Origin of the sequence: Aphanothece stagnina RSMan2012 (assembly GCF_046764815.1) — a bacterium.
GTDB lineage: Bacteria > Cyanobacteriota > Cyanobacteriia > PCC-6307 > Cyanobiaceae > NIES-981.
The window spans coordinates 14,442-30,060 of sequence record NZ_JBKOUC010000006.1 but is presented as its reverse complement, the minus strand read 5'-3'; the positions used below and the strand labels follow the sequence as shown (position 1 = coordinate 30,060).

Sequence of the window (15,619 nt, the reverse complement as noted above, 5' to 3'; positions counted from 1 at the left end):
GGATGCAAGCCAGCCTGCTGGTCGTCGAAGACGACGAGACCATCCGCGAGACCCTGCGCGAGGCCCTGGAGCTGGAGGGCTTCGCCGTCACCGCCTGCGGCAACGGGCGCGATGCCCTCCACCACCTGCAGCGGGCCCCCGACGGCGAGGGCTTCGCCCTGATGGTGCTGGATCTGATGCTGCCGGGCCTGGGCGGTCTGGATGTGTGCCGGCAGCTGCGCGCCTCCCGGGACCAGACGCCCATCCTCGTGGTGAGCGCCCGCGACAGCGAGACCGACCGGGTGCTGGGCCTGGAGGTCGGCGCCGATGACTACCTCGTCAAACCCTTCGGCATGCGGGAACTGGTGGCCCGCTGCCGCGCCCTGCTGCGCCGCAGCAGCAACCAGGCGATCCAGGCCAAGGTGCTGGAGCACGCCAACCTGAAGCTGTACCAGGAGGAATGCCGGGTGACCCGCGATGGGCTGCCGGTGAACCTCTCGCCCAAGGAGTACCGCCTGCTGGAACTGTTCATGCAGCATCCCCGCCGGGTCTGGAGCCGCGACCAGCTGATCGAGCAGGTCTGGGGTGTGGACTACTTCGGCGACAGCAAGACCGTGGACGTCCACATCCGCTGGCTGCGGGAGAAGCTGGAGGATGAGCCCTCCACGCCGGTCCACCTGATCACCGTGCGGGGCTTCGGCTACCGGTTTGGCTGAGGGTCGCCTCGAACGGCTGCTGGGCTGGTGGCGCCGCCGGACTCCTTCTGCGGCGCCCCAGCCCAGCGCCCGCCAGCTGCTCAGCTGGATGGACTCCTCGCCGGTGGGATGGCTCCTGTTGGACGGTGGGGACCGGCTGGCCCACGTCACCCCGCGGGCGGCACGGATCCTCGCCCTGGAGAGCGGGCGGCACCTGCAGGGGCTCCCCCTGGGCGAGCTCTGCGCAGACGCCGCCCTGGCCGACGCCGTCGCCATCGCCCGCCGCCAGGATCGGCCCCAGCGGCTTCAGTGGCACTGGGCGCGGGAGGAGTACGACCTGGTGGTGGTGCCTGGCCTGGGGGGATGGATGGCGGTTCAGTTCCAGAGCCGGCGGTCCCTGGAGGCCCAGCTCGAGCAGCAGGAACGCTGGGTCAGCGATGTCGCCCACGAGCTCAAGACGCCCCTCACGGCGCTGCTGCTGGTGGGCGACAGCCTGGCCGCCCAGGTGAACGACCGCAACGCCCGGCTGGTGGAGCGCCTCCAGCGGGAACTGCGCCGCCTGCAGGAGCTGGTGGGCAACCTGCTGGAACTGTCACGGCTGGAGAACAGCCTGCCGGGGGAGAGCACCGGCCTGGGGCGCGTCGATCTGGGGCGGCTGGTGGAGGAGGTCTGGCAGGGGCTCCGCCCCCTGGCCGAGCAGCGCGGCATCCGCCTGCGTCTCCTGGCGCCGGCCCGGCTGGAGATCCAGGCCGACCGGGCCCGGCTGCACCGGGCGCTGCTCAACCTGCTGGACAACGGCGTGCGCTACAGCCCCGACGGCGGGACCCTGGAGGCCTCACTGACGAGCCGGGGGGGCTGGTGCCAGCTCAGCATCCGGGACCATGGGCCGGGGCTGGGGGAGGACGACCTGGCCCACATGTTCGAGCGCTTCTACCGCGGCGACCCCGCCCGCGTGCGCAGCCAGCGCAGCGGCAGTGGCCTCGGGCTGGCCATCGTGCAGCAGATCGCCCTGACCCACGGCGGCCGCATCCAGGCCAGCAACCACCCCGCCGGCGGGGCCCAACTGGATCTGATCCTGCCGGTGCACCAGCGGTGAGCGGTGGAGCGCCGCGCCTCTCAGCCGGCGTAGTGGGGATCCAGCCAGCAGCGGGGCAGGGCCTCGCCGGAAGGAAAGATCAGCCGCTGCTTGGTCATCCCCTGCGGATCCTGGAGTTCCTCGCCCGCATGAAACCGGCCGAGCACCTCGGCAGCGAAGGGATCGAACAACTGCTTGAGATCGAGCACCTCAACGAGGCGCTGGTCATCGCCTTGGCGAATTTTCAGGAACATGGCCTTGCCTCTGTCCTCTCCCTCCACTGTGGGCAATCCAGGACATGAGAAGCCCCGTCGAACACCATGCTTCACAAGGAGTTCGACGGGGCTGTCCCCCTGGGACGCGTCTCAGGGGCCGGTGCTCAGGGGCCGGTCCTTCAGCGGACGCTGACTTCGACCACCCGGCCGCCCAGCCGGTTGACCCGCTGCAGAGCTTCGTTCATCCGGGTGAACGGCACCCGGATCACGGTCTCGGCGGTGCGGGAGTAGGCGTTGTCGGCGATCCCCGTCACCAGCAGGGTGACGAGGCGCCCACTGCTGCTGTCGCTGCCGCGGGCACCGGCCATCACCGGCAGACCGTTGACACGGTCGCTGCGCTCGCTGTTGAACACCGCAGGTGCACCGCCCTCGCCGTCGGCGGCGTAGGCACCCGAACCCACCGACGAGCGGAAATAGGCCGGGCCGGAGCTGGGGGGATTGACCGCCACCGGTCGGTTGGTGTGCACCACCCGGTTGAGCCGGGACTGCACGCCGGAGGCGTCACCCTTCACCGAAGCGGCCGCTCCGCGGGCCAGCTGGAAGACCCAGGAGAACTGACGGCCCTGCTGGCCGATCGAGTAATCCCAGCCGTGGATGTAGGGCACCACATCCTGGCCGAAGCGATGCTGGTACTCGTCGCTGTCGAGATAGGAATCGATCTCGGCGTCGTAGCCGTGTTCCTGGAGAATGGTGAAGTGATCCAGCATCTCCTGGCTGTTGTTGGGCGCCCGGCCCAGCAGGTGCTTGAAGTTGAGCTCGATGAAGCGGTAGGGGTTGCAGTTCTCGAAGAACTTCTCCTTGTAGAGACCGCTCTTGGCTACCAGACGCACAAACTCACGCACGCTCAGATCACCGTTGCGGAACAGGGACTCCAGTCCCTCGAGCCGCTCACTCTTCATGATGTGCTGGTTGCCGAGCACCTGCTGGTACACAGCGCGGATGATCGTCTTGCGGTCGTCTTCGGAAGCGTGGGCCCAGTTTTCCTTGTTGCGGGCGTTCGCGAATCGCTCGATCCCCAGGACGGGGGCTTTGACCAGTGCCATGGGCAGGAGGGCGGGGGGGCAGTCGGCGGGCAGGGAGAAGGCAGTCACGTCACAGGACGTGTGCGGACGCGAGCGTAGGGGGGTTCGACTGAGCGCCCCGGCAGGTTCATTGAATGTTTAGGTTCGCGTGAAGACTCTTGAAGCAGCCGTTCTCTGCCAGGGGGGACGGGCATGGCTACCGTGAGGAGAACGCACCGAGCGGTGATGCACTTCTGGGCCCCGGAGATCGACCCATCCCATCCGATGGACTGCACCCAGCCGGAGCGCTACGCCATCCGGCGTCTCGACAACGCCAGCTTCCTGGCGATCGAAGCCAACGATCAGCGCCTGCTGGAGGTGGGAGCCGCCTCCGAGGCCTACCTGTTCCACACCCACGAAGCCGCCCTGCGCGCGGCCCAGGAGCTGAACCAGACCGGCCGCGGTCCGGTGGATGTGGTCAAGATCGAGTGGGAGCCGGAAACCACCGCGCCCTGAGCGCGACCCCCCTGGGCCAGGCCACTCAGAGGCTGATCGGCTCCACGCCGCTCACCACCGGCGCCACCGAACTGAGTCCGAGGTCGGGATGGTCCTCGTGCAGCTGGTTGAGATTCCAGTCGTTCTTGAACAGCAGCACCGGCCGGTCCCAGGCATCCCGCACCGTCTTGCAGTTGAAGATCCTCCCCACCGCTTCCAGGGCCGGCCAGCCGCCGCTGACCCAGCGGGCGACGCTGAACCCCAGGGGTTCGAGACGCGTCTGCACCCCATATTCATGCTCCAGCCGGTACTGCACCACCTCGAGCTGCAGCTGACCCACCGCCGCGAGGATCGGATCGCGCTTGCTCTGGTCGGTGTCATAGAGGATCTGCACGGCCCCTTCCTCCCGCAACTCGTTGACGCCCTTGCGGAAGCTCTTGAAGGCCGAAGGGTTGGGGTTGCGCAACCAGGCGAAGATTTCCGGTGAAAAGCAGGGGATCCCCTCGTACTCCACCCGCGGACCCAGGTAGAGCGTGTCGCCGATGGCGAACATGCCGGGGTTGTTGAGGCCGATCACGTCGCCGGGGTAGGCGTCCTCGACCACTTCCCGGTCCTGGCCGAACAGTTTCTGGGGACGCGACAGGCGAATGCTCTTGCCGGTGCGGGCGTGCTGCACCGTCATGTCCTTCTCGAAACGGCCGCTGCACACCCGCACGAAGGCCACCCGGTCGCGATGGCGGGGATCCATGTTGGCCTGGAGCTTGAACACGAAGCCACTGAAGCCCGACTGCAGCGGGTCCACCAGACCGGTGCTGCTCTGGCGGGGGATGGGCCGCTGCGCCAGCTCCAGAAAGGCATCGAGGAACGGACGCACGCCGAAGTTGGTCATGGCCGAGCCGAAGAACACCGGGCTGAGCTCGCCGCGGTGCACCGCCTCCAGGTCGAGGTCGGAGCCTGCCCCATCGAGCAGCTCCAGTTCCTCCAGCGCCGCCGCCAGCAGCTCCGGTTCCACCAGCCCGCTGCTGGCGGCCTCGTCGATCTGCAGCACCCGCTCCTCACTCTGGCGGCCCCGCTCGGCCCGCAGGAAGAGGATCACCTGCCGGCTGCGGCGATCGATCACACCCCGAAAGCGGTCGCCGCTGCCGATCGGCCAGTTGACGGGCCAGCAGGCCAGACCCAGCTCCTGTTCGATTTCATCGAGCAGCTCCAGGGGGTCCCGCCCCGGCCGGTCCATCTTGTTGATGAAGGTGAAGATCGGGATGCTCCGCATGCGGCACACCTCGAAGAGCTTGCGGGTCTGGGGCTCCAGGCCCTTGGCGGCGTCCTCCAGCATCACCGCGTTGTCGGCGGCGGCCAGGGTCCGGTAGGTGTCCTCGGAGAAGTCCTGGTGGCCGGGTGTGTCGAGCAGGTTGATGGTGCTGCCGCTGTAGTCGAACTGCAGCACGGTGGAGGTGATCGAGATGCCGCGCTGCTTCTCGAGCTCCATCCAGTCGGAGGTGACCTTGCGCTGCTCGCCCTTCGCCTTGACGGCGCCGGCCTGCTGGATGGCGCCGCCGTAGAGCAGCAGCTTTTCGGTGAGGGTCGTCTTGCCGGCGTCGGGGTGGGAGATGATCGCGAAATTGCGCCGACGGGCCACCGCCTCAGCCAGGTCGGCTTCAGGGGCGGTGGCGGGGGGAGGGGTGGAGCGCGTGGTCATGGCCACAGCCTGGCAGGCAACGGGGAGGGGCTTCAGGAGCGCGGGGTCAGGGGCTCGGCGAGCAGGTGGGTGAGCTTGCGGCGGTAGTCGGCATCCGAGTCCGGCGCGATCAGCAGCTCCTCCCCGGCGGAGATCGTTCGGGCGGCGATCACCAGGTGCTCCCCATGGGCAAGCCGCGGCGAGAGCACGGCGTTGGCCGGGCAGCCCGGCGGCGGGAAGTTCCAGAAGCGAGCGCTGTCCCCACACACGATCACCCAGCCCGGGCGCCGCGGATTGGTGTAGCCGAAGTGAAGCAGCTCCTGCTGCTGGGTCAGCGGCAGCCCGCTGAGCCGAACGGCGCTGTCGCAGGCCGGCTCGAATCGCCAGAGCAGGGTGCCCCGTTCAAGCCGGTCGAGGCTGAACACACCCTGGCCATGGATGCGGCTGGCGCCGACGCGATGGGGGATCAGGAGTCCCATCAGGGCTCGGCATCGCGGCGGGAGGGCAACCCGGGACTGGAAGGCGGTGTGCCATGGCGGCCATCCGGATGGCGCCAGGCCTGGAGGGCATGGCGCACGTAGGCCAACCGACGGAAGCGCTCCGGCAAGGCCTCGACCGCCGCGATCGCCTCGCTGGAACGGCCGGCCCGCCCCTGGGCCAGGGCGGCTTCGAAGGTGGTCGCAAACTCGACGTCCTCGCTGGCCATCGCCTCACGGCGTCCGCGGATCTCAAAGAGTTCCACCGGTTCACTGATGCCGCGCAGGTGGGAATCGTCAACCTTGATGATCAGGTACTGCGCCGCATCCGCCCCCAGGGCATTGACGAGGGCTCGGGTGGCCAGCACGCGGGTGCCATAGCGCCGGTTGACGGTTTCGACCCGGCTGCACAGATTCACCCGATCCCCCACGATGGTGTAATTCACCCGGCTGCTGGAACCGATGTTGCCGACCACGACGGCGCCGTAGTCGAGGCCGAAACAGGTCTCGAAGCAGAGGGGAGCACCCTGCTGCTGCCAGGTGCGGTTGAGCTCCTCGAGCCGCTGCTGACAGAGCAGGGCCGTGTCGACAGCGGAGCGGGCGGGATGGTCGATGGCGTCGGGCGCTCCCCAGAACAACAGGGCGGAATCACCCATGTACTTGTCCAGCACGCCCTGGGTTTCAAGGGCGGCATCATTGATGATGGTGAAATAATCGTTGAGTGCGTGGAGGATCGTCTCAGGATCCAGATGTTCGGCGATAGCCGTGAACCCGATGATGTCCGTGAAGAGGATGGCCAGCTTCCGCACTTCACCATCGAGACGAATCTGGTTCTTGTTGAGCACCAGTTTGCGCACAAGCCTGGCCGGTACATAGCGGCCGAAATCCCCGAGCGCGCTCTCCACCCGTCCCAGGGAGGAGGAGATCTCATGGATCTCATGCACCCACTGACAGCTCAGGGGAGTCTGAGCGGACTGGGGATCCAGCTCGAGCTGGGAGATCGCCAGCAGCCGTTGATTGATCCGTCGCAGCGGGCTGCTCAGGCGCCGTCCCACCAGGGCGGCCGCTGGCAACAGCAGCAGCAGGCTGAGCAGATAGCCCTGGGAGAGGGTTCCGAGAATGCGCTGGCGTTCGGCGATGACGCTGTCGGAGGAGATGTCCACGCCCAGGACGGTTTCGAAGCTGCCGTCCCGCCGGAAGAGGGGGTAGTAGCCCGACAGCCAGGTTCCCCACTCGTCGGTCACGAAACTGCGGTCGGCCTCGAACTGGCCTGTGGTCCAGACGCGGTGCAGGGCATCGGTGCTGGGGCTGGTGGTCATCACCGCGCCGATCGGCTCATAGTCCTCGCTGCCGTAGGGCGTGCCGTCAACAACGAACATGTACTTGGAGAATTGATCCTTCGGCTTGCCTTCAACCTTGCGAAGGGTGTAGACGAAGCTGACACCTTCCACCTGATCGAGGGCCTGCTTCATCCGGGCATGGGTGCGCAGGTAGATCGGATCCTCATGCTGGGAGGGTTGGCGCAGGGTGGCGATCGCATCGGCATCGAGCTTCGATGCCAGCGAGCGTGTCACTTCTCGGAGACGCTTGGTGGTGTTCTGCCGGGCGACATCCATGCTCTGGGTGATCACCATCGCCCCATTGATCGCCGTGGCGGCCGTGACCGTGACCGTGAAGATCAGGGCGAGCGTCGGCGCGACCCGCCAGCGGGTGGGCCGCCAGCGCAGCAGGCTCCCACGGGGCCCCGGCGAGGCCTGTGCCGTCGTGCCGGCCGGGCTGTCCTGCACCATGCCGGCACGTTCACACTGACGGAACCCTAGGGAGCCCATGCATGGGCGTCCACAGCATTTGTTCCACCAAGACGAGCATCACCATCACGACAGGGCATCACCATCACGACAGGGCATCACCATCACGACGGGGCATCGCCATCACGACGGGGCGTCATCCGGCCGACGGCCTGGGCATCTGGCGGCAGCAACCGGGATGTCGAGCCAAACACCACATCCCAGAGTGTGACAATCAGCCCATAGTGGCAGCGGGGATTGCGGTGGTGCTCCAGGTGATACGTACCCCAGGCCAGCACACGGGTGATACGACCCTGGATCCTGGGATTGTGATCCAGACGGGCATCACTGAACAGGACCTCGTAGAAATAATGCAGCCCCAGCAGCACTGGGCCCTGGGCAGGTAACAGAGCCGCGATCAGCAACGCCGGAAGCGTGAGGGTGATCCACACGTCGACACTTTCGGCAAGGGTGTCGAACCAGAACAGAAGGTGGTGCCATCGCAGGGGACGGGCCTCCAGCAGGTAGCGGGGCCGGTGGTGGTGGCGGTGGCAGACCTCCAGCCAGTTCCAGCTGGCCCGGTGATGGGCGAGCCGGTGAACGCCATAGGCCAGTCCCGTCCAGCTCAGCAGCGCCAGCAGCAGACCCTGCAGCCAGTGGACGGCGCTCTCGACAGCGGGGGAGAACGCCAAGGCACGGGGACGGGGACCGGGAGCGCCCGGATCGGACCTGGGCCGAACGAAGTTTAGAAACGGCCCGCCACACTGCGCGTGGTGGCAACCGCGTCTTGCCGGCCCTACGGGTGGCGTTTAAGGTGCCCCTCACTAGCCGGCGTCCCTCCGTGACCCTGTCCGCCACACCCCCTGTATCGGCTGACATCCCTGCAGCCCCTCCCGCCGTGCGGGAGAAGCCCCCTGAGGCGGCCGGCCTGCCGCCGTCGGACTTCCCGGCCACGGCCCCGGCAGCCAATCCGGTCTTCTACCGCACCTATTCCCGCAAGACGGCCCACGGCCGCGAGAGCTGGCACGAGGTCGCCGAGCGGAACCTCGAGGGCCTGCGCAAGCTGGGCCACCTCGGCGACGATGAGGTGACACTGCTCCGCCGCATGCAGCGGGGGCAGAAGGCACTCCCCTCCGGGCGCTGGCTGTGGATCGGCGGCACTCCATGGATCGAGCAGCCCGAGAACTTCTCCGGCTCCTACAACTGCACCTCCACCAACCTGGTGGACTGGGAGGCCTTCGGTCTGATGATGGACCTGGCGATGATGGGGTGCGGCACCGGCGCCATCATCGAGCCCCGTCTGATCAGCCGCCTGCCGATGGTGCGCAACCGCCTGGTGGTGGGCACGGTCACCGACATCGGCTCCACCCCGGCGGGCGAGCGGCAGGAGCACACCAGCCACAGCATCGAAGGGAACCGCGTTCACATCAAGGTCGGGGACACGCGACGGGGCTGGGTGGACAGCTACCAGCTGCTGCTGGAGCTGAGCAGCGATGAGCGCTTCCTCCAGCCCGACGGGCCGGGCGAAATTCAGATCAGCGTCGATCTCTCCGACGTGCGCCCGGTGGGTGAAACGCTCAAGGGGTTCGGGGGGATGGCCAACCCCGTCAAGCTCAGGGACCTCTACGGCCGCGTCGCCCAGATCCTGGACCGGGCCGTGGGCCGGCAACTCACCTCCGTGGAGTGCTGTCTGCTGATCGACGAGGCCGCCGTCACGATCGTGGCCGGCAACATCCGCCGCAGCGCCGGCATGCGGCAGTTCGCCGCCGACGACCTGGCCGCCGCCGGCGCCAAGGAGAACCTCTGGCAGCAGGACAGCGACGGCAACTGGCGCATCGATCCGGAGCGCGATGCCCTGCGCATGGCCAACCACACCCGGGTCTTCCACACCCGGCCCAGCCGGGAGGTGGTGCTGGAGGCGGTGACCAAACAGTTCCAGAGCGGCGAGGGCGCGATCCAGTTCGCGCCGGAGGCCATCGCCCGCTCCAATGCCGACCTGCTGCCCACCCATGAGCTGCGCGAGGAGTTCATCGGCATCTACTGCGACCAGGGTCGCGACGAGGCCGGTGCCTGGCTGAAACTCCACCACCCGGGGCTCGAGGACGCCGAACTCGAGCACCGCCTGGGCCGCTACGGGCTGAATCCCTGCGGGGAGATCCTCGGCGCCGACTTCCACTGCAACCTGGCCGAGATCCATCTCAACCAGATCCACCCCACCGACTTCCAGGCCCAGGAGGATGCCTTCCGGGCCGGCGGCATTGCGGTGGCCTGCCTGCTGAACCACCGCTTCGAGGTGGAGCGCTACCGCCAGAGCCGTGCCTGGGATCCCATCGTCGGGGTGAGCTTCACCGGCCTGTTCGACTTCTTCGTGCACGCCTTCGGCACCCCCTGGCTGAAGTGGTGGGAGGCCGGCCGGCCCGACACCGAGGAAGGCCGGGCCTTCAAGGCGCGCGAGGCGGACTACCTCAGCCGCTGGAAGCGGATCGTGCACGAGGCGGTGTGGGAATACTGCGACCGCCACGGCATCCGCCGACCCAACCGCTGCACCACGGTGCAGCCTGCCGGCACCAAGAGCCTGCTCACCGGAGCCTCCCCCGGCTGGCATCCGCCCAAGGCCCAGCGCTTCATCCGCCGGATCACCTTCCGCAAGAACGACCCGGTGGCCCTGGCCTGCCTGGATTACGGCTACGCCATCGTGCCCTCCCAGTCCGACAAGGATGAGCAGGGGCGCCTGCTCGACGATCCCTTCGACCCCCGCTGCACCGAGTGGCTGGTGGAGATCCCCACCGAAGTGAGCTGGGCCAACATCCCGGGAGCCGATGCCGTGGAGATCAACAACTTCTCGGCCCTGGCCCAGTTTGATTTCTACATGCAGGTGCAGCAGCACTACACCGCCCACAACACCTCGGCCACCGTGGAGTTCCGGGAGCACGAGATCGAGCCCCTCGCCGAGGCCATCCACCGGGCGATCGACGAGGGCCAGGGCTACATCTCGGCAGCGCTGCTGGCCCGCTTCGATGCCAACGCCACCTTTCCGCGGCTCCCCTTCGAACCGATCGATCTGGCCACCTACGAGCAACTGACGGCCGAAGTGGTCGCCCGGCGGCGTACGCAGGACTTCTTCGAAGCCCTGCAGCGCTACGACGGCGGCGAGTTGCAGGAAGCCGGACCGGCCGGCTGCGATTCCGACAAGTGCCTGCTGCCCCTGGCCAAGCCCTGATCACACGGGAGGATCGGGGCTCGGCCTGATCCTCCCCCCGGCCTGATCCTCTCCCCCGAATGAAGGCTCAGGCTTCGATCGGCGGGGTGGGGCGGCGCTCATCCAGCAGGATCCGGTCGCGACCTGCCGATTTGGCCTGGAGGAGGACAGCATCCGCCCGCGAAAAGGTGGCGGCGTAGTCCTCCTCGCGAAGGTGTTGCGCAACCCCGATGCTCACGGTGATGTTCACCACATGCCCCTCGGCGGAGACCCTGAGCTGGCGCACACGGTCGATCATGCGCTGGCTGATCCGCTCCGCCATGGTGATGTCGGCATCGACGAAGAGGGCCAGGAACTCCTCCCCACCCCAACGGGCGCACAGGTCGAAATCGCGGATGCACGACCTCAGCACCTTCGCGAGTTCCACCAGCACGGCATCGCCCACCGAGTGTCCATAGGTGTCATTGACCCGCTTGAAATAGTCCACATCGATCAGGGCCATGGAGTAAGTCGTTCCATGCCGAGCCGCCCGCTTGTCCTCCGCCCGGCAGCGATCGGATAACAGGCGTCGGTTCGGCACCCCGGTGAGCTGGTCGTGGGTGGAGATCAGCTGCAGGGCATGGTTGATGTCGTGGAGCCTCGATTGGTAGCGGTCGGAGATCCGGATGGCCCGCTCCAGGCTGCGGATCCGCCTGTCGTAGCTTTTCGAGAGGTCATGCACATGGTCCTGGAAATCGGTCTGGTAACGATCCGAGATCCGGATGATGCGCTCGAGGCGCGTCAGGTTCTGGGCCATCCGCGCCGTCAAATCCGCCAGGGCTTCCCGCAGTGGATGGCCGATGTACTGGGGATCCTTCAGCAGGGATTCGACCCTGGCATCGAGTTCATCGTCAAGGCCGGAAACACTGTCAGCCATACCCGGTCAGGAAGCGGTCATGCCGATCAGGAAGGCAAAGGAATAATCCTCCATGAACTCCTCGGCCATCTCGGAAGATCGCGGATTGCGCGGGTCATAGATCCAACGCACAGCCGCAGACTTTCCATGATCATGGGCGTCCTGAAGAAGATCAAGAATTTCGATCATGGCCCTCACACTGCTGGTGTTGAGGTAGTTGAGTTCGAGCTCAACAACAAGCGGTCGATTGGCATGCTGCAGATAGTGCTCTACCCATGAGATGATGGAATCGAACATCTCATAGGGATTTTCGGGATAGGACTCTCCCGCCATCCTGATATGCCCCTTGTTCCAGTCGCAATAAACTTCTGGCGTCGAGCGGGTTGCCTCGAAACTAAGATCTTCTCCCACTAAGGCTGGTGGATCGAATGGGTTGTCTGAACCTTGCGTCATGACCCTAGCCGATGGTGGAACAGAGCGTGAAGAACGCCTTGCCGTCCTCCAGTGGGTCCAGACGGCATTGCAGGGGGATGGATGACTTCCGGGCAATCGTCAGCAGACCCAGGCCAGCCCCATGGGAACTGCCTTCCTGCCGCGGCTGGCGGAGCTGCTGCTTGTAGAGAGCCTTCAACTCATTGGGCGGAAGGCGTGCCAGCAAGTTTACACGTTCAAGCAGGGATTGGCCATCACCAGCCTCGACAACATTTCCTGCAATGACCACAACATGCCCCTCTGCCGATTCCGCGATGACCACGGTGGCAGCCGCATCGGCGGCCTCGTAGCCGCGAGCATTGGCATAGTGCTGAATATTCTGGCTCATCTCGATATAAACGCCAAACACATCCATGGCAATCGGCGCCCGGTCCTGCGAGGAACTCAGGTGCGTGCGCAGAGCTTCGCCAAGCTCGCAGATCAGGCCTCGGGCCGCAGGGCCGTTGAAACAGATCAGAATACGCTCAGCGAAGAGAAAATCCCGCAACCTGCCCAGCGTGTCCTGGAGGCCAAGACCGTTGGACGTAGGACCGTTGGACGTAGGGCCCCTGGCCTGGAGACCGCCACCTGCCTGCAGAACCGGGATTGTCATCGTCGAAGCCACAGGTTGCGTGGATGATAGCGACGATGTCAGGGTTGGCCAGAGAGAACAGCCGAGAAGGGGAATGTTCGAAATCTACAACACACGGAAAGAGAGCATGGTGATGTCATCCCGCTGCGGGAACTCTCCCATGAAAGCCGCCAGCGCCTTGGAAAAGTCCTCGTGCTGTTCGGGCAGGGGCTTGGTCGCATGCTCCAGGATCCACTGGCGGAAGCGATCCGCTCCAAGGCCATAGCCATGCTCGCCGCCGGATTGATCGAAGACCCCGTCGGTTGCCAGGTAATAGGTGTAGCCGCTGTCCATGGGAATCAGGTGATCCTCATAGGCGCAGGTACGACGATCCCACAGGGAGCGGTTCCCTCCACGAACGCACTGCACCGTGGTTCCGTCGCTCCAGAACAGGGAGATCCGGGCCCCCGCGTAACGCATCTGTCTGGACTCCAGGTCCATGAACACCAGCCCCATGTCCATCGTCGTGGCGATCGTGCGGGAGAGCCGGGCTTCACTCAGAACCTGGCTCATCCCGGCGTTGGTGGCGTTGAGCACGGCAGCCGGCGAATTGATGCCAATCTGCTGAATCGCCCGATCGATGCCAGCCCGGGCCAGCATCGTCATCATCGCCCCGGAGACCCCATGGCCGGCACAATCAGCCACACCGGCCAGACAACAGGGGCCTTCGTCATGGAACACGTAGTAATCGCCCCCCACCGTGTCACGGGGCATCCACAGCACAAAATGGTCGGGACCAAATCTTTCCTTGATCAGGCGGTCAGGCAGGATCGACTTCTGCAGGAGAGCTGCATACTGGATGGAATCGCTGACCTTCCGGTTGACATCGCGCAACTTCTGGTTGGCACTGTCCAGCTGAACAATCGCATCCCGCTGGCTGCGGAGAACCTGATTGAAGGCCTTGGTGAGGCTTGAGATCTCATCACTGCCTTCCACATTCAGAACCAGGTCGTCCTCCAGCGACGGCTGATGGGCAATCGCATAGGACTCCCATGCCAGTCGGCGCAGGGGCCTGATCACACGCTGGGAGACGATGCGATAGGAAATGGTGACGCCGATGACCAGCAGAATGGCGAGAAAGAGCGTGGTGTGGGCATGCATCTGACCGGCAGCGGAGTCCTGCAGAGCCGACCAGGCCGAATAGATGAGGTAACAGAGGACGACGCCATTCAGGATGGCCAGGAGCAGGAAGATGTTCCGGATGGAGAGCTCGCGGCTGTGGCGGGATCTCCAGCTCATGGCAGGGAAGCCAAAAGGCGCACTTTAGTCAGGTCCGGCAAGGGCGCCAGCCCCGCCGGCAAGGGCGCCAGAAGCGGCGGGCAGCCATGAGAAGATGGTGCCGCCATCCCCGGATGGTTCTGGAGAGGTGGTCGAGTGGTTGATGGCTCCGGTCTTGAAAACCGGCGACCCGCAAGGGTCCGTGGGTTCGAATCCCACCCTCTCCGCTGTTCGTTGCAGGACCGGGGCAGCCGCTCAACGCCCCGGGTCCTTCACTTCCAGGGGCGCCTCGGCTGAGGCTGGCTGCAGGGGCGGATGGACCGCGCTGTGCCGCTGCAGTTCCCGCTCCAGCATCTGAATCCGCATCTCCCTCAGGCAGAACTTGCAGCCGCCCGTGGTCTGCAGGTGCTTCTCGGGGGTGATCGAGATCTCCTTGACGGGATGGATCCGGCAGCGGATCTTCACTGGCGTCTTGTAGCTCTTGTAGATGATCCTGGAATAGTCATACTTCTCCCCGAAACGGGAGCGGGCCCGCTCCAGGAACTGCTCACGGCTGATCGGGTTGCCCATGGGGCGAGCCTAGAGAGGTCCGCAGCGGTGACAAGACATGGTCAAGGAACGTCACGGGGCCTGAGCGGCTGGCAGGCTGGTCCCAACCCCGTCACCCTGCCCGATGGCTCCCGAACGTCCCGAGCGGCCCGCCTGGCTCAACTGGCTGTTCCTGGCGGCGTTCCTGTGGTCGAGCTGGCAGCTGACGGGGCTGTGGTTCGCCCGCCTGCACGGCTAGGGGTAGCGGTTCGGCACGAAGAACTGCTCCCAGCGGGGAGGCCGCTCCACCGCAGGACTCTTGGGTCGGGGAGGCAGCTTGATCGCCGGTGGCGTCATGTCGCTGTAGGGCACCTTGCTGAGCAGGTGGGAGATGCAGTTGAGGCGGGCACGGCGCTTGTCGTCCGCCTCCACGGTGAACCAGGGGGCCTCGGGGATGTTGGTGTGGGCGAACATGTCATCCTTGGCATGGGAGAAGTCCACCCATTTCTCCCGGGCTTCCAGATCCATCGGGCTGAGCTTCCAGCGACGGGTCGGGTCATCGATACGGGCCTGGAAGCGGGCTTCCTGCTCCTCGTCACTGACCGAGAACCAGTACTTGATCAGCACGATGCCGGCCCGCACCAGCATCCGCTCGAACTCCGGACAACTGGTGAGGAACTCATCCACCTGCTCCGGGGAGCAGAAGCCCATCACCCGCTCCACCCCGGCCCGGTTGTACCAGCTGCGATCGAAGATCACGATCTCTCCGGCGCTCGGGAAGTGCTCCACATAGCGCTGGAGATACCACTGCGACTTCTGCTGGTCGCTCGGGGTGGCCAGGGCCACGACGCGGCAGCCCCGGGGGTTGAGCGGCTCGGTGATCCGCTTGATGGTGCCTCCCTTGCCGGCGGCATCGCGTCCTTCGAACAGCACGATCAGCCGGAAGCCGGTGGCCTTGATCCAGTACTGCATCTTCACCAGCTCGACCTGGAGGCGGGTGAGCTCCTTCTCGTAGATCTTGCGATCGAGTTTCGAGGATTCGGCCGTGGCGATCGGGGGAGGCTCGACCTGCGAATCCCGCAGGTCATCCATCAACGGCGAGGGGTAATAGCGATCGGTCAGCGGACCGCAGCGCGGCAGGCCAACCGGAGGACGGGGGACTTTGGTTTTCTTCTTTTTAGCCATGGTTGTGCTTCTCAGCCATGTAGGAGGCCACAAC

The 15,619-nt window shown here is 65.8% G+C and carries 16 protein-coding genes and 1 tRNA gene; 5 read left to right on the top strand and 12 right to left on the bottom strand.

What is annotated here, in order from left to right:
• Nucleotides 1-2 precede the first annotated feature (2 nt).
• Nucleotides 3-695 (top strand): response regulator transcription factor, encoded by a 693-nt coding sequence (locus ACLNEE_RS05480; RefSeq protein WP_411424517.1) that lies wholly within the window; start codon nucleotides 3-5, stop codon nucleotides 693-695.
• On the top strand, nucleotides 688-1,770 hold the full coding sequence (locus ACLNEE_RS05475; RefSeq protein ID WP_411424512.1) for a sensor histidine kinase: 1,083 nt from the start codon (nucleotides 688-690) through the stop codon (nucleotides 1,768-1,770). Before ACLNEE_RS05480 ends, ACLNEE_RS05475 begins: the two co-directional genes overlap by 8 nt.
• Nucleotides 1,771-1,790: 20 nt before the next feature.
• Here the strand turns inward: ACLNEE_RS05475 and ACLNEE_RS05470 are convergent, their stop codons facing one another.
• Nucleotides 1,791-2,003 carry an acetyltransferase gene (locus ACLNEE_RS05470; protein ID WP_411424511.1) on the bottom strand — a complete coding sequence of 71 codons (213 nt, stop codon included), beginning with the start codon at nucleotides 2,001-2,003 and terminating at the stop codon, nucleotides 1,791-1,793.
• Nucleotides 2,004-2,143: 140 nt separating this feature from the next.
• Nucleotides 2,144-3,115 carry a phycobilisome rod-core linker polypeptide gene (locus ACLNEE_RS05465; RefSeq protein ID WP_412006872.1) on the bottom strand — a complete coding sequence of 324 codons (972 nt, stop codon included), beginning with the start codon at nucleotides 3,113-3,115 and terminating at the stop codon, nucleotides 2,144-2,146.
• A 156-nt stretch (nucleotides 3,116-3,271) separates the two neighbouring features.
• Between ACLNEE_RS05465 and ACLNEE_RS05460 the strand changes: the two genes are divergently transcribed.
• Nucleotides 3,272-3,541 carry a hypothetical protein gene (locus tag ACLNEE_RS05460; protein WP_412006871.1) on the top strand — a complete coding sequence of 90 codons (270 nt, stop codon included), beginning with the start codon at nucleotides 3,272-3,274 and terminating at the stop codon, nucleotides 3,539-3,541.
• Between the two features lie 25 nt (nucleotides 3,542-3,566).
• Here ACLNEE_RS05460 and ACLNEE_RS05455 read toward each other — a convergent pair whose 3' ends face one another.
• The 4 genes from ACLNEE_RS05455 to ACLNEE_RS05440 all read right to left on the bottom strand — a co-directional run bounded on the left by ACLNEE_RS05455 (nucleotide 3,567) and on the right by ACLNEE_RS05440 (nucleotide 8,150).
• Nucleotides 3,567-5,216, bottom strand: coding sequence for a peptide chain release factor 3 (locus ACLNEE_RS05455; protein ID WP_411424508.1), 1,650 nt, complete (start codon nucleotides 5,214-5,216; stop codon nucleotides 3,567-3,569).
• A gap of 32 nt (nucleotides 5,217-5,248) precedes the next feature.
• Nucleotides 5,249-5,674 carry an SET domain-containing protein gene (locus ACLNEE_RS05450; protein WP_411424507.1) on the bottom strand — a complete coding sequence of 142 codons (426 nt, stop codon included), beginning with the start codon at nucleotides 5,672-5,674 and terminating at the stop codon, nucleotides 5,249-5,251.
• On the bottom strand, nucleotides 5,674-7,461 hold the full coding sequence (locus ACLNEE_RS05445; protein WP_412006870.1) for an adenylate/guanylate cyclase domain-containing protein: 1,788 nt from the start codon (nucleotides 7,459-7,461) through the stop codon (nucleotides 5,674-5,676). The genes ACLNEE_RS05450 and ACLNEE_RS05445 overlap by 1 nt, the downstream gene beginning before the upstream one ends.
• 122 nt (nucleotides 7,462-7,583) lie before the next feature.
• On the bottom strand, nucleotides 7,584-8,150 hold the full coding sequence (locus ACLNEE_RS05440; protein WP_411424538.1) for a sterol desaturase family protein: 567 nt from the start codon (nucleotides 8,148-8,150) through the stop codon (nucleotides 7,584-7,586).
• Nucleotides 8,151-8,299: 149 nt separating this feature from the next.
• On the opposite strand from ACLNEE_RS05440, the gene nrdJ reads away from it, so the two are divergent.
• Entirely contained in the window at nucleotides 8,300-10,678 is a 2,379-nt protein-coding gene (gene nrdJ / locus ACLNEE_RS05435) for a ribonucleoside-triphosphate reductase, adenosylcobalamin-dependent (protein WP_412006869.1), read from the top strand.
• 67 nt (nucleotides 10,679-10,745) lie between these two features.
• Here the strand turns inward: nrdJ and siaD are convergent, their stop codons facing one another.
• The 4 genes from siaD to ACLNEE_RS05415 all read right to left on the bottom strand — a co-directional run bounded on the left by siaD (nucleotide 10,746) and on the right by ACLNEE_RS05415 (nucleotide 13,893).
• Nucleotides 10,746-11,573, bottom strand: a complete 828-nt coding sequence (gene siaD, locus ACLNEE_RS05430; protein ID WP_411424536.1) for a biofilm regulation diguanylate cyclase SiaD — start codon at nucleotides 11,571-11,573, stop codon at nucleotides 10,746-10,748.
• 6 nt (nucleotides 11,574-11,579) lie between these two features.
• The gene (siaC, locus tag ACLNEE_RS05425; protein WP_411424535.1) at nucleotides 11,580-12,005 is read right to left on the bottom strand and encodes a biofilm regulation phosphoprotein SiaC; all 426 of its coding nucleotides are present in this window, start codon (nucleotides 12,003-12,005) and stop codon (nucleotides 11,580-11,582) included.
• A 4-nt stretch (nucleotides 12,006-12,009) separates the two neighbouring features.
• Nucleotides 12,010-12,636: a SiaB family protein kinase gene (locus tag ACLNEE_RS05420; protein WP_412006868.1), complete on the bottom strand. Its 627-nt coding sequence runs from the start codon at nucleotides 12,634-12,636 to the stop codon at nucleotides 12,010-12,012.
• 84 nt (nucleotides 12,637-12,720) lie between these two features.
• A complete protein-coding gene (locus ACLNEE_RS05415; protein WP_411424533.1) occupies nucleotides 12,721-13,893 on the bottom strand; it encodes a SpoIIE family protein phosphatase in 1,173 nt (390 codons plus the stop codon).
• Between the two features lie 121 nt (nucleotides 13,894-14,014).
• Between ACLNEE_RS05415 and ACLNEE_RS05410 the strand changes: the two genes are divergently transcribed.
• Nucleotides 14,015-14,099 (top strand) — tRNA-Ser (locus tag ACLNEE_RS05410).
• A 28-nt stretch (nucleotides 14,100-14,127) separates the two neighbouring features.
• Here ACLNEE_RS05410 and ACLNEE_RS05405 read toward each other — a convergent pair.
• Together ACLNEE_RS05405 and ppk2 are read right to left on the bottom strand one after the other, a co-directional pair.
• Nucleotides 14,128-14,442 (bottom strand): hypothetical protein, encoded by a 315-nt coding sequence (locus tag ACLNEE_RS05405; RefSeq protein WP_412006867.1) that lies wholly within the window; start codon nucleotides 14,440-14,442, stop codon nucleotides 14,128-14,130.
• 213 nt (nucleotides 14,443-14,655) lie between these two features.
• Complete coding sequence (gene ppk2, locus ACLNEE_RS05400) at nucleotides 14,656-15,585, bottom strand: polyphosphate kinase 2 (protein ID WP_411424141.1); 930 nt, start codon at nucleotides 15,583-15,585, stop codon at nucleotides 14,656-14,658.
• Nucleotides 15,586-15,619: the final 34 nt, after the last annotated feature.